The sequence below is a fragment of the Caballeronia ptereochthonis genome, assembly GCF_001545075.1.
Taxonomy (GTDB): domain Bacteria; phylum Pseudomonadota; class Gammaproteobacteria; order Burkholderiales; family Burkholderiaceae; genus Caballeronia; species Caballeronia ptereochthonis.
In genome coordinates this window covers 192,720-205,861 of the sequence record NZ_FCOB02000003.1, presented here as the reverse complement: position 1 = coordinate 205,861, position 13,142 = coordinate 192,720, and the positions used below count along the sequence as shown (strand labels likewise).

The following is a 13,142-nucleotide window of genomic DNA, read 5'->3' as shown; positions in this document are numbered from 1 at the left end:
CACGATGCGCGCGTCACCGATCAGCCCGACCGTCGATTTCGACGCCGAGGGCGTTCAGCACGGCTTCCTGAAGCTGCCGTACTCACGCAACGATTCGGCATGGGGCGCCGTGATGATTCCGGTCACCGTGATCAAGCGCGGTGACGGACCGACCGCGCTGCTCACGGGCGGCAATCATGGCGACGAGTACGAAGGGCCGATCGCGCTGGCGAAGCTCGCATCGACGCTGAAGGCATCGGACGTGAACGGCCGTGTGATCATCGTGCCGTTCATGAACTATCCGGCGTTCCGCGCGGGCATGCGCACGTCGCCGATCGATGCGGGCAATTTGAACCGCAGCTTCCCCGGCAAGCCTGACGGCACGACGACGGAGAAGATTGCGGATTACTTCCAGCGTCATCTGTTGCCGCTCGCGGATTACGTGCTCGACATTCATGCGGGGGGCCGCACGCTCGACTTTCTTCCGTTCGCGGCGATTCACGTGCTGAACGACGCGACGCAGCAGTCGCGTTGCGAAGCCGCGATGCGCGCGTTCGGCGCGCCGTATTCGATGCGCATGCTGGAGCTCGACAGTGTCGGCCTCTATGACAGCGCGGCGGAGGAAGCGGGCAAGGTATTCGTATCGACCGAACTTGGCGGCGGCGGATCGTCGACGGCGAGGAGCGTTGCGATCGCGGAGCGTGGCGTGTACGGTTTTCTCGCGTATGCGGGCATCATCGAGAAGGATGTGGTGCAGGGCGAGGCGCGCACGACCACGCTGCTCGACATGCCTGACGGCTCGTGCTACACGACGAGCGAGCACACGGGCTTGCTGGAGATGTGCCGTGACCTGGGCGACATGGTGAGGGCGGGCGATGTGCTTGCGCGCGTGTACGACATCACGCGCACGGGCGCGGCGGCGATCGAGTATCGTGCGAAGCGCGACGGGCTGCTTGCGGCGCGGCATTTTCCGGGCCTCGTGCAGACGGGCGATACCGTCGCGGTGGTCGCGGATATCGTCGAGCGCAACATTGCAGTGAGCGTGGTGTGATCAAGCTCGACCGCTACGATCTGGCCATCCTGCGTATTCTTGCGCGGGATGGCCGCATTACGAAGTCGCGCCTTGCGGAGGAGGTCAATCTGTCGATCTCTCCGGCATGGGAGCGCGTGAAGAAGCTGGAAGAGAGCGGGCTCATAAGGGGCTATCGCGCGGACATCGACTGGGCGGCTGCCTTCAAGGGCAGCCGTATTGTCGTCGAGGTGACGCTTTCGCGTCATACGGCGCAGGATATGCGGCGCTTCGAAGAGCGGGTGAATGCGGCGCCGGAAATCGTGCAGTGTTATGCCACCGGTGGTGGCGTGGATTATGTGCTGCATGTCGTGTCGCGGGATATCGATCACTATCAGCGGTTTATCGATTCGCTGCTCGTCGAGGAGCTTGGGATCGAGCGGTACTTTACTTATATCGTCACGAAAGTGGTTAAGAATTTTGGCGAGGGGCCGCCGGATTGGGTTGAGGATGTTTTTTGAATTGCTTTGCTCGTTTGTTTGTTTTTGTGCGCTTGGGTTTCTATGAAATCCTGAGTTCTTAGTGGTCTATTAGCACTGCCCCTGTGCGGGGCGGCAGTCACTTTCTTTGCTGCTGCAAAGAAAGTAACCAAAGAAAGCAGCTTTGGCCCAGAGTGCTTGAGGCGGACCCGTCGTCATGGTTCGGAGTGGCCCAGCCCCTAAGTGTCACCCTCAAAGGACTAACGCGCCGTGGCTCGCGCACGGTCTGCCCCATCGCACCACAAGACGGACTGGTTCAGCACCAAAAGCTCCAGCCCGCTGCGCGGCCGAAGGGTTCATCGGGTCTGCCCGTGCTTCTTGGCTAACGCCTTCATCTCACCGCATTCGCTAAAGGTTGGTTTCCCTTGCAGACCCTGCGGCAGCGCGTAGCGCTGTGCCGGAACGCTGTGGGGCTGAACCACCGCGCTTAAAGGTCTAGCTCGTCAGACCGTGCGCGAGCCAAGTCCGGTGTGGCCTATGAGGGCACTCTTTAGAGGCTGGGCCACTCTGAACGATGACGACGAGTCTGGCTGGGCCAAAAAGCTGCTTTCTTTGGTTACTTTCTTTGCAGCAGCAAAGAAAGTGACCCCCGCCCCGGGGAGGGGCAGTGCTAATAGACCGACACGAACACAGGATTTCACGAAAGCACGAGCGAACCAACCAAACACCCCAAAAAAACCCACTCCCAAACCCAAACCAAACAGAAAAAACACCAATCCCCAGCCCGAATAACAAAAAACACCAGGACCACAAGACCCGTAAAGTGAACACATCGGATCACACGGTAAATCGCACGCCCGCGAGGGCAAAAACCAATGCGTAAGGAGACTCCCATGCTGCTAGGTCATCCAGTCCTGTTCAAATCACTTTGCTATGTCGACGGCCGCTGGATCCACAGCGACAGCGCCGCATCGATCGCAGTAACCAATCCCGCGGATCAGAACATCATCGGCCACGTGCCGATGCTCGACAAGGCGCAGATCGTGAACGCCGTCGACGCCGCCGATCGCGCATTCCAGTCGTGGCGCTGGGTGCCGCAGCAAAAGCGCAGCGCGCTGCTGCTGCGCTGGCACGAACTCATCATGCGCCATCAGGCAGATCTCGCGGGCATCCTGTCGCTCGAACAAGGCAAGCCGCTCGCCGAATCCAAAGGCGAAATCGCTTATGCGGCGAGCTTCGTCGAATGGTTCGCCAGCGAAGCCAGGCGCCTCGCGGGACGCACCATCCCCACGCATATCGACGGCGCGCATCTCGGCACCGTCATGGAGCCCGTCGGTGTCGCCGCGCTCATCACGCCCTGGAACTTCCCCGTCGCGATGATCACGCGCAAGGTCGCTGCGGCAATGGCAGCGGGCTGCACGGTCGTCGTGAAGCCCGCGCACGAGACGCCGTTCTCGGCAATCGCACTCGCACAGCTCGCGGAGGAAGCAGGCTTTCCGCCGGGCGTGTTCAACGTCGTCATCGGCGAGCCGCAAATGGCAATGGAAACGCTCGTCGGCGATACGCGCGTGCGCGCCGTCAGCTTTACCGGCTCGACGCGCGTCGGCGGTCTCGTTGCAAAGGCCGCCGCGCAATCGGGCATCAAGAAGCTCGCACTCGAACTCGGCGGCAATGCGCCTTTCATCGTGACCGAAGATGCCGACCTGGAACAGGCCGTGCGCGTCGCCGTGGGGGCCAAGTTTCAGACCTCCGGGCAGGATTGCTGCGCCGCAAACCGCATTCTCGTCGCGCGTCCGCTTTACGAACAGTTCGTCGAACGCTACACCGATGCAGTCAAGGCGCTGAAAGTAGGGACCGCTTTCGAAGCGAACGTGGATGTCGGCCCGCTCATGCATCAGGCCGCGTTCGATGCGACCGTCGCACGCGTGGAAGATGCGAAGGCGCAGGGCGCGCGCATCACCGCTGGCGGCAATCCGCACGCGCTCGGCGGCTGGTTCTTTGAACCGACCGTCGTCGCCGATGCCAAACCAGGCATGCGCATCTACGACGAAGAGAACTTCGCGCCGATCTCCGCGATCTCCCCGTTCGATACGCTCGACGAAGCCGTCACGCGCGCGAACGACACGGAATACGGTCTCGCCGCCTATGTCTGCGCGACGCGCATCGACACGATCTTCCAGCTCGTGCGGCGGCTCGACTTCGCAATGGTCTCGGTCAACGGCGTGAAATTCACCGGCGCGCCGATTCCCTTCGGCGGCATGAAGGCGTCCGGCCTCGGCCGCGAAGGCGGCGCGGAAGGCTTCGAGCCCTTCGTCGAAACGAAATACTTTTGCCTCGGCAATCTTGGCCTGCCGCTTTCGAGCGCGGCCTGAACGAACTAATCTCAAAGACACGCATTACCGATCAAGGAGAAGCACATGACCCAGCAAAAACAATCGCTCGAACAACTGTTTGCCGAAGACCGCGCGCACTTCATGCATCCGTCCACGCACGCGCACGATCACGCGAGCGGCGCGCTGCCCGGCAAGATCGTCACGGGCGCGAAGGGCATCCGCATTCAGGATCATCAGGGCAAGAGCTATATCGACGCGTTCGCGGGCCTGTATTGCGTGAACATCGGCTATGGCCGCACCGAAGTGGCCGACGCGATCTACGAGCAGGCGAAGAAGCTCGCGTATTACCACACCTACGTCGGTCACTCGACCGATACGATTATCGAGCTGTCGTCGCGCATCATCGACTGGTCGCCGGAAGGCATGAAGAAGGTGTATTACGGCATGTCGGGGTCGGATGCGAACGAAACCCAGATCAAGATCGTCTGGTACTACAACAACGTGCTCGGCCGTCCGAACAAGAAGAAGATCATTTCGCGCGAGCGCGGCTATCACGGCTCGGGCATCGTGACGGGCAGCCTCACGGGCCTGCCGAGCTTCCATCAGCACTTCGATCTGCCGATCGAACGCGTGAAGCACACGGTTTGCCCGCACTGGTATCGCAAGGCGCCGGCGGGCATGAGCGAAGCGCAATTCACCGCATATTGCGTGGAAGAGCTGGAGAAGCTGATCGCGAAGGAAGGCGCGGACACGATCGCCGCATTCATCGCCGAGCCGGTGATGGGCACGGGCGGCATCATCGCGCCGCCGCAAGGCTACTGGGAGGCCATCCAGGACGTGCTCCGCAAGCACGACATCCTGCTGATCTCCGATGAAGTTGTGTGCGGCTTCGGCCGTCTCGGCTCGAAGATGGGCGCGCAGCACTTCGGGATCAAGCCGGACCTCATCACGGTCGCCAAGGGTCTGACGAGCGCGTATGCGCCGCTGTCGGGCGTGATCGTCAGCGAGAAGGTGTGGAACGTGATCGACAAGGGCTCGCAGGAATACGGCCCGATGGGACATGGCTGGACCTATTCGGGACATCCGATTTGCGCGGCTGCGGCGCTCGCGAACCTCGACATCCTCGAGCGCGAGAACCTCACGCAGAATGCCGCCGACGTCGGCGCGTACCTCCAGCAGCAGTTGCACGCCGCGTTCGATGCGCATCCGCTCGTCGGCGAAGTGCGCGGCGCGGGCATGCTGGCGGCGCTCGAGTTCATGGCCGACAAGGAAGGCCGCAAGCCGTTCGATGCGGCGCTGAAGGTCGGACCGAAGGTGTCGGCGGCGGCACTCGAGCGCGGCGTGATCGCGCGTGCGATGCCGCATGGCGATATCCTCGGCTTCGCGCCGCCGCTCGTGACGACGCGCGCCGAAGTCGACGAGATCGTCGGCATCGTGAAGCAGGCGGTGGACGCGGTTGCCAACGAGGTGATCGGCTCGGCGCTCGCGACGCAAGCGATCTGACGTTCTCGCAGCAGAGCAGTAGTAACCGTGGCCCGCAAAAAATGCGGGCCTTTTTCATGTCCGCGAGGAAGTGGAATGCGCGTTGCTCGAAGATCACCGATGCACGATCGAAAGGAGAGTCACGATGAGCAACAGCGAAAAGGAAACGAAAAGCACCGACACGCCCTTGGGCAATGCCGGCCGCGGCGCAAGCGGCGGCGATCCGAAGCAGGGCGCGCGCAAGCCGAATGCGGGGGAAATCGAGCCGGAAAACCGGCGTCTGGATCAGCACCCGCATCAAACGGCGGAAGTGCCTTATGGCTCGGGCAATGAGCCCGAGATTGCGGGCAAAGGCGGTCTGGGTCCGCAAGACGCGCAAGCGCCCGACTCCGCGAATAAACATACCGAGCCGCTACGGCGCAATTGACGATTCCGCTCGGTGTTCCAAAACAAAACGGCCACTTATCGTGGCCGTTTTGCTCTTTCCGATTAACGCGTCGCAATGTACATCGTGATTTCAAAGCCGAAGCGCATATCGGTGAAACTCGGGGTTTCCCATTTCATAGAGCCTCCTTTGCGATGATTGGCCAGACGGATGCCGGGCCATTGCGCGGTTCATTTCCTGCCAGGCGCCGTGCAAAGCCGCGCACCCGTTTCGACGCAACTTTAATCCTAGCGCAGTTCCCTGGTCGACCGATTGGAAATTGCCTCGTTGCCCATTTAATTTATTTATAGAGGACGCGGGCGATTTCCCGAATCGTCAGGCGTGGTACCGATTTTGTCAGGGTTCTCTGCAGCCGCTTCGCCGGGGCGAGGGATTACCCTTTCGGCGGTTTTCCTGTCGATATTGCTCAGATTATTGCCGCCTGGCGCGCGGGGCTCGTTGCGAGTGTCGGCGGCATGCGGATTTTCAGCCATTACAGTTACCTCGTTCAAATGTCTTCGTGGCATACGATCGAAAGTGAAGCTTGGAGCGGTCGAATGCCGCATAGCGGAATGTGCGGAATCACCCGTCGCGGATCATTCCACACGAGTCGCTTCGCGCAGCACTGCGTCTGCGCTGTCGAAATTCCGGTCGTTCATCCTGTTGAGCACGGCCATGACTTCGCCGTCCGCGCCATTGCTTCTTGCGAGCATCAGAAGCTTTTCCTTGCCCATCGGATAATCGGCGCCCTTGAGCACACGCTGGATTTCCTCGGGGCGTGGTTCGTCCGGATGCCGGTGATTCTGCGAGTGCGCGGGATGCTGTGCCATTTATGCCTCCTTCTTCGACTTGACGATAACACTGACGATTCAGCAACAGGCGTACCCGTTACCGGCGCTTGCAGCGGGATCGCTTGATGCTGAATAAGTCGACAGGCTCAATCCAACGAAGAGGCGCAGAGCAACATGACGACTACAGCAGACCGCATTTCCGACACCGAAATCAAGGTCGACGACACCATCTACATTTTCGACGCCAAGGCCACCGCCGACGCCTTCCAGCAATGCCTGACGACGGATTCGGCGCAGACCTGCGCGGAGAATCACGCGCCGCTTTCGACGCGCGCCGCATTCGATGAGAGCAGCGAGCCGAAGGGCGAGCCCGGCAGCATCATTTCACCCTCGATGGGCGGCATGCCCTGATGCGCGATCAGAGCGCGGCGCTTGCAGTCGTGGCGCGCGGCGCGAGCGAGGCGCGCGTGAGCGCATCGAGCGGCAGCGGCTTGTCGAAGAAATAGCCTTGCGCCTGGGCCGCGCCCATGTCGCGCAACACGGAGAGCGTCGCTGCATCCTCGACGCCTTCGGCCACGAGCGTCAGATCGAGCGATTCGGCCATGCGCACGATGGCGCGCACGATCGCTCGGCTGCGCGGGCTTTCGGTCAGTTCGAGAATGAAGGACTTGTCGATTTTCAGACCGGTGAACTGATACTGGTGCACATAGCTGAGCGACGAAAAACCCGCGCCGAAGTCGTCGAGCACGACGGACATCCCGTTATCGGCGAGACGTTGCATCGTGCGTCGCGCGAGAGCGGGCTCGGCGACGAGCGCGCCTTCCGTCAGCTCCAGGCACACGCGCGATGGCGATACGCGATAGCGCCGCAATAGCGCAAGCACATCGTCGGCGAATTCGGGGCGCGTCATGCTGTAGCTGGAGCAGTTCACATGGACCGCCGGCCAATGCGCGAAGCGCGCGTTGGAAAGAATCGCGGCGACGCGTTCGAGCATGTACAGGTCGAGCCTGCCGATCAGTCTCAAGCCTTCGACCGACGGCAGAAACTCGCCCGGCCCCACGATGCGTCCGTCGGGCTGACGCCAGCGAATCAGCGCTTCGAGCGCGACCACTTCGCCGCTCTTCACATCGACGATGGGCTGGAAGTAGGGCAGGAGTTCGTCGTCACGCTTGATGGCATTGCGCAGCGCGCCTTCGCGTTCCACCTGGTCCGACACCTGGCGTCGCAGTTCCTGATTGAACACGACGAAGCTGTCGCGTCCCGCGTTCTTCACGCGATACATCGCGGTATCGGCATCGCGCAGAAGATCGGCGGGCTCGGTGTGGAACTGGCTGTCCGCACTCACGATGCCGATGCTGCACGAAGAGAACACCACATGCTCTTCGATGTGAAACGGCAGATCGAAGGCCGCGAGGACGCGCTTCGCGATCGACACGGCATCGCGCACGGGCGCGTTCGGCGAAAGCACGGCGAACTCGTCGCCGCCCAGACGCGCGAGCAGATCCGTCGAGCGCAGGCAATCGCGCAGACGCGCGGCCGCCTGCACGAGCAGTATGTCGCCGAAGTGATGGCCCAGACTGTCGTTTACGACCTTGAAGCGATCGAGGTCGATGAACATCACCGAAAGCTCGTCGCCGCGCGTCTGATAGTCCTTCCAGGCGCAGCGCAGCTTTTGCATCAGGTGGCTGCGATTGGGCAGGCCGGTCAGTGAATCGTGCGAGTTCTCGTAGAGCAGGCGCGCGTTGACGTCGTCGAGCTCGCGCGTGCGCGCCTGCACGCGCGCTTCCAGTTCGAGATTCGCGGCGTGCAGCGCTTCGGCGTCGCGGCGGCGCGAGAGCGCGGTGTCGATATGCCGCGAGACGAAGGTCAGCAATTCCTGATCGCGCAGGGAATAGCGCACGAGCGGCGAATAGCTCTGCACGGCGAGCACGCCACGCACGACATCGCCGTCGAAGAGCGGAATGCCGAGCCACGAGCGCAGACGCACCTCGCTGTGCTCGATCTCGAACGCGCCGTCCTCGATCAGCCGCAGCGCTTCCTGATGATCGATGAGCCGCGCGCGCCGCTCGCGGATCACGTATTCGGTGAGGCCGCGCTGGCCGCGCCGCGGCGCGGGGCGTTCCAGCACAATCTCGTCGACGTAATACGGGAACGACACTTCGTCCGTCTCCGTCTCGAAGAGCGCGATATAGAAGTTGCGCGCATAGAGCAGTTCGCCGACGATGCCGTGCAGGCTGCGAAAGAACTCCATCATGTCGCCGGGCCGGCTCGACAGCTCGGCGATCTGGTAGAGCGCGGCCTGCAAGTGCTCGGACCGCTCGCGCTCCGCGATGCCGTGACGCAGCGCGGCGTTGAGCTTCGACAGTTCCGAGGTGCGCCGCGCGACCTGCTCCTCGAGATCGGCGCGGTGCAGGATGCGGTCGAGCGCCATCGCGACGTGCCGCGCGACGACGAGAAAGAGCGCGCGGTCCTCGGCGGTGTAGATGCGCGACACGTCGTAGACCTGCATCGCGAGCATGCCGAACACTTCGTCGGCGGCATTCTTGAGCGGCGCGCCCATCCAGAACTCGGGACGGTCGCCGATGCAGTAGAAGCGGCCTTGGCGTTCGGCCGCGCAGATGTCGGCGGCCGTGACGAAAAGCGGCTGCGCGCTCGTCAGCACCTGCCCGGTCATCGACAGGCGCGCGGGATTCAGGATGTCGTAGTTCTCGGCGGCGACGACATCCGTGTCGATCACATCGACGTAATACGGATAGGTGATCTTGCCCGTCTTGCGGTCGTAGAGTGCGAGATAGAAGTTTTCCGCGTCGATCAGCGTGCCGAGCCGCTCGTGCACGCCGCGCAGAAAATCGGCGCGTTCGGGCACCGAGCTCGCCAGGTAGGCGATTTCATACAACACGCGCTGCGTGAGCTGCGCGCGGGCAAGCGCGTCGGCCTGCAGGCGCTCGCCCAAGGCGCGCGCGAGCTCGGGCAGATGCGCATCGTCGCGATGCCCCGCAGGCGCGAGCAGCCAGCCGAGGACGCTTTCGCCGCGCCCGGTCGGCCAGCCATGCCAGCCATGCGCGGCGCATAGCTCGTCGAGCCGCTCCTCGGCGATGCTGTGCGGCCATGCCCGCCCATCGGGCAGCGGCGCATCGCCGCAATGCTCCAGATGCAACTGCTCGCCCGCGCGATACCACGCCCATTGCTGCGGGCAGCCCCTCGCCACGGCCCGGCGCAGCAGGGCTTCGATCGACGGCGCGACGTTTGCCAAGGTCTTCTCTTCCATTGCCGTTACGGTTGCAGCTGCGGTCGCGCCCGCACGCCAGCCGGCGCGTCGTACGCGGAAAACACGGTCATCGGCGCTCCAGGCCATGTTGCCGCCACGGCGGGCGGTTCTCGTTCAGCGGGATGCGCTCGCGCGCCGCGCCTCGAGGGGCGCGTCTCAAGCAAACGTTCTAAACGGGGTAACGGCACGGAGCATACAGGCTTGAGTACGCGGGACAAAAAAACCGTCGCGCCCGCGCGCGCGCGGGAATCTATTCCGAATGCGCCGCGCCGGTAAATCTGTCGCGATAGGCCTGCGGCGAGACGCCGAGCGCGCGCAGGAAGCCGCGCCGCATCGTTTCCTCCGAGCCAAAGCCGCAGCGCGCGGCGACGCGCTTGACCGGCAGGCCCGTATCGCCGAGCAGGCGCCGCGCGGCTTCGAGGCGCATGCGTTCGATCGAGCGCGCGGGCGTCGTGCCGGTCTGCGCGCGGTAATGGCGCACGAAGCTGCGCTCGCTCATGCCGACGCGCCCGGCAAGCACGCCGACCGACAGATCCGACGCGAGATTCTCGGCGATCCACGCGTGCAGCTCGGCGAAGCGCTCGCCGGATTTCTGCAGTGACAGCGCGGCGCTGAACTGCGCCTGGCCGCCGGGGCGCTTCAGGAAAACGACGAGATGACGCGCCACGTCGAGCGCGAGCGCGCGGCCCAGATCTTCCTCGACGAGCGCGAGCGAAAGATCGATTCCCGCAGTGACGCCCGCCGACGTCCACACGTCGCCGTCGCGGATGAAGATCGGGTCGGACTCGACGCGCACCGCCGGAAAGCGCGCCGCCAGCTCGGCGCAGCGCGTCCAGTGCGTGACGGCGCGGCGCGCGTCCAGCAGGCCCGCCGCCGCCAGCAGGAACGCGCCGGTGCAGACCGAGGCCGTGCGGCGGGCATGCGTCGAGCGCGTGCGCACCCAGCCGACGAGGTCGGGATGGCGTACCGCCTCGTGGACGCCCCAGCCGCCCGCGATGATCAGCGTGTCGCACGCTTCGCTCGCGTCGGGCAATGGGTGCGCGACGAGGCCGAGCCCCGCCGATGCATTCACGACGCCGTCGCGCGAGATCACGCGCGGGCGGTACGGGCGCGGCATGCCTGCGGCGATCGCCAGTTCGTTGGCGGTCGCGAACACCTGCAGGGGACCCGCGACATCGAGCAACTGGACCTCGGGGAAGGCGAGCACGTCGACGGTGCGGGGCGCATCGGTCTGCATGGCGGTCACTCCCGATCGCAGGTTGGCGGAAAACGTGGGTTGTGTGTCAATTTCGCCATAGGGTAGCGGCGTAGCATCGGTTCGTCCACTGCCAATGAACATCGACCAAGGAGATGACGATGACACGACACATCGGCCTGCTGCTGTTTCCGCGCGTGCAGCAACTCGACATGACCGGCCCCTACGACGCGTTCGCGCACATGGCCGATACCCGCGTGCACCTCGTCGCGAAGACGCTCGACCCGGTGAAATCCAGCGCGGGCATGATCCTGACGCCCGACGCGACCTTCGCGGATTGCCCCGCGCTCGACGTGATCTGCGTGCCGGGCGGCGCGGGCGTCGGCGATCTGATGGAGGACGAGGAAACGCTCGCCTTCGTTCGCAAGCAGGCGGCGGGTGCACGCTATGTCACTTCGGTTTGCACCGGTTCGCTCGTGCTGGGCGCGGCGGGTCTCTTGCGCGGCAAGCGCGCGACGACGCACTGGGCGTTCCACTCGCTGCTCGCGGAACTCGGCGCCATCCCGGTGCGCGAACGCGTGGTGCGCGACGGCAATCTGTTCACGGGCGGCGGCATCACGGCGGGCATCGATTTCGCGCTGACGCTCGCGGCCGAACTCGTCGGCCAACACGAGGCGCAGGCGATTCAGCTGGAGATGGAATATGCGCCGGCGCCGCCGTTCGACGCCGGAGACCCGGCGCGCGCGCCGGCCGCCGTCGTGAGCGATGTGCGCCAGCGTTCGACGGGGGCGCTCGCGGCGCGCAGCGCGATCACGGCGCGTGTCGCCGAGCGCCTGAAGCTGAATGCGTAATGCAAGATGCGTAATGCAAGATGGTCTTATGCATGCAAAATGCAAAACGCAAAACGCAAAACGCAAAACGCAAAACGCAGAATGCATGGCGGGCACGCGGGACGCAAGGAAGCTAGAAGCGCTTCTGCATGAAATAGCGCGACCGGCCCGCGTGGAAATCGGCGATTTCGCCGAACGGTTCATAACCGCAGCGCGCGTAGAGCGCGCGTGCTGCGGGATTGACCGTATCGAGCCATGCCGCGCGGCAGCCGCGCTTCTTCGCCTCGTTCTCCGCGGCTGCGAGCGCGCGTGCGCCGAATCCGAGGCCGCGCGCGTCCTCGCGTATCCACAGCCATTTGACGAAGAGCCAGTCCCACGCGGTGTAGCCCGCGAGGCCGCCGACGAAATCGTCGCCGCGATAGACCGATACCGCGAGATCGCGCTGCTGGCTCGGGCCGAGCTGTTCGCGGTTGAAGGCGGCGAGGCCGCCCGCGACGTCACATTCGAACGTCGCGTCGATCCAGTCGGTCACCGCGAGCGTCACATCGCCTGCATCGCTCCCGCTCTCGTTCATGCGGCGCCCGCTCACGCCTGTGCGGCCGGCGCGACCGATGCGCCCTTGATGCCGTGACGCGCGAGCGCATCCGCGACGAAGCCGGAGCGCTTCACGTCCTCCACAAAATCGCGCAGATAGGCGGCCGCCTCGTCGCCACGACTCTTCGGCAAGCCCATCGCCTGCTGGATCACCATGAAGCGGCCGTCGAGCAGACGCAACCCGGGCGTGCGCGCCGCATCGGCTTCGAGCTGCTGCCTGACGCCCGCCGCGACTTCGAGGTTCTCGCGCAGGAACGCTTCGACCACCGCCTGCGACGACTCCGTGCGCACGATCTGCGCATGCCTGATCTCGCGCGTGAGAAACAGGTCGTACGCGCTGCCCTTGCCGACCATGATGCGATTGCCCTCGCGATCCACTTCCTCGTTGCGCGTGAGCGGCGACGCATCGCGCACGAGATAGCAGCCTTCGATCAGCACATAGGCCGCGGTGAACGCGATGCCCGCGCCGCGCAGCGGATCGATGGCGAAAAAGCCGATATCGGCGGCTTCGCTCGTGACGGTTTCCACGGACCTGGCGGCGGTGTCGAATGCGGTGAACGAGACCGGCACGTCGAGCCGCGCCGCGAGCTCGCGCGCGAGATCCACGGAGACGCCACCCGGCTCGCCGCTGTCCGTCCGATGCGCGAGGATCGGATTGCCGAGATTGATCGATGCGCGCAACGTGCCGGTCGGAGCGAAGGCTTTCAGCAAGGAAGAGGAGAGAGTCATGGCTTCTTTCGGTTGATTGAAGAGGCGTG

General features: G+C 64.1%; 13 protein-coding genes. 7 read left to right on the top strand and 6 right to left on the bottom strand.

Annotation, left to right across the window (positions count from 1 at the left end; genetic code table 11):
• The first annotated feature begins 4 nt into the window (after window positions 1-4).
• The 5 genes from doeB (at window position 5) to AWB83_RS04445 (ending at window position 5,709) form a co-directional block, all read left to right on the top strand.
• Complete coding sequence (gene doeB / locus AWB83_RS04470; RefSeq protein WP_087043032.1) at window positions 5-1,030, top strand: N(2)-acetyl-L-2,4-diaminobutanoate deacetylase DoeB; 1,026 nt, start codon at window positions 5-7, stop codon at window positions 1,028-1,030.
• Window positions 1,030-1,509 (top strand): Lrp/AsnC family transcriptional regulator, encoded by a 480-nt coding sequence (locus tag AWB83_RS04465; RefSeq protein WP_087043154.1) that lies wholly within the window; start codon window positions 1,030-1,032, stop codon window positions 1,507-1,509. The genes doeB and AWB83_RS04465 overlap by 1 nt, the downstream gene beginning before the upstream one ends.
• Before the next feature lie 851 nt (window positions 1,510-2,360).
• On the top strand, window positions 2,361-3,839 hold the full coding sequence (locus AWB83_RS04455; RefSeq protein ID WP_087043153.1) for an NAD-dependent succinate-semialdehyde dehydrogenase: 1,479 nt from the start codon (window positions 2,361-2,363) through the stop codon (window positions 3,837-3,839).
• A gap of 45 nt (window positions 3,840-3,884) precedes the next feature.
• On the top strand, window positions 3,885-5,303 hold the full coding sequence (locus AWB83_RS04450; protein ID WP_087043030.1) for an aspartate aminotransferase family protein: 1,419 nt from the start codon (window positions 3,885-3,887) through the stop codon (window positions 5,301-5,303).
• Between the two features lie 124 nt (window positions 5,304-5,427).
• Window positions 5,428-5,709 carry a hypothetical protein gene (locus tag AWB83_RS04445; protein WP_087043029.1) on the top strand — a complete coding sequence of 94 codons (282 nt, stop codon included), beginning with the start codon at window positions 5,428-5,430 and terminating at the stop codon, window positions 5,707-5,709.
• 62 nt (window positions 5,710-5,771) lie between these two features.
• Here AWB83_RS04445 and pqqA read toward each other — a convergent pair whose 3' ends face one another.
• Window positions 5,772-5,846, bottom strand: coding sequence for a pyrroloquinoline quinone precursor peptide PqqA (gene pqqA / locus AWB83_RS04440; protein ID WP_008353049.1), 75 nt, complete (start codon window positions 5,844-5,846; stop codon window positions 5,772-5,774).
• Between the two features lie 456 nt (window positions 5,847-6,302).
• Window positions 6,303-6,536, bottom strand: a complete 234-nt coding sequence (locus AWB83_RS04435) for a DUF2795 domain-containing protein (RefSeq protein ID WP_087043028.1) — start codon at window positions 6,534-6,536, stop codon at window positions 6,303-6,305.
• 135 nt (window positions 6,537-6,671) lie between these two features.
• Between AWB83_RS04435 and AWB83_RS04430 the strand changes: the two genes are divergently transcribed.
• Complete coding sequence (locus AWB83_RS04430) at window positions 6,672-6,908, top strand: hypothetical protein (RefSeq protein ID WP_087043027.1); 237 nt, start codon at window positions 6,672-6,674, stop codon at window positions 6,906-6,908.
• A 7-nt stretch (window positions 6,909-6,915) separates the two neighbouring features.
• Here the strand turns inward: AWB83_RS04430 and AWB83_RS04425 are convergent, their stop codons facing one another.
• Both AWB83_RS04425 and AWB83_RS04420 read right to left on the bottom strand, forming a co-directional pair.
• Window positions 6,916-9,765 carry a sensor domain-containing phosphodiesterase gene (locus AWB83_RS04425; RefSeq protein WP_244197568.1) on the bottom strand — a complete coding sequence of 950 codons (2,850 nt, stop codon included), beginning with the start codon at window positions 9,763-9,765 and terminating at the stop codon, window positions 6,916-6,918.
• A 250-nt stretch (window positions 9,766-10,015) separates the two neighbouring features.
• Window positions 10,016-11,002 carry a GlxA family transcriptional regulator gene (locus AWB83_RS04420; protein WP_087043025.1) on the bottom strand — a complete coding sequence of 329 codons (987 nt, stop codon included), beginning with the start codon at window positions 11,000-11,002 and terminating at the stop codon, window positions 10,016-10,018.
• Window positions 11,003-11,121: 119 nt separating this feature from the next.
• Here AWB83_RS04420 and AWB83_RS04415 point away from each other — a divergent pair, with 119 nt between their 5' ends.
• Window positions 11,122-11,811: a DJ-1/PfpI family protein gene (locus AWB83_RS04415; protein WP_087043152.1), complete on the top strand. Its 690-nt coding sequence runs from the start codon at window positions 11,122-11,124 to the stop codon at window positions 11,809-11,811.
• 112 nt (window positions 11,812-11,923) lie between these two features.
• Here AWB83_RS04415 and AWB83_RS04410 read toward each other — a convergent pair whose 3' ends face one another.
• Together AWB83_RS04410 and AWB83_RS04405 are read right to left on the bottom strand one after the other, a co-directional pair.
• A complete protein-coding gene (locus AWB83_RS04410) occupies window positions 11,924-12,364 on the bottom strand; it encodes a GNAT family N-acetyltransferase (protein WP_087043024.1) in 441 nt (146 codons plus the stop codon).
• 11 nt (window positions 12,365-12,375) lie between these two features.
• Window positions 12,376-13,113: an ABC transporter substrate-binding protein gene (locus AWB83_RS04405; RefSeq protein WP_087043023.1), complete on the bottom strand. Its 738-nt coding sequence runs from the start codon at window positions 13,111-13,113 to the stop codon at window positions 12,376-12,378.
• Window positions 13,114-13,142: the final 29 nt, after the last annotated feature.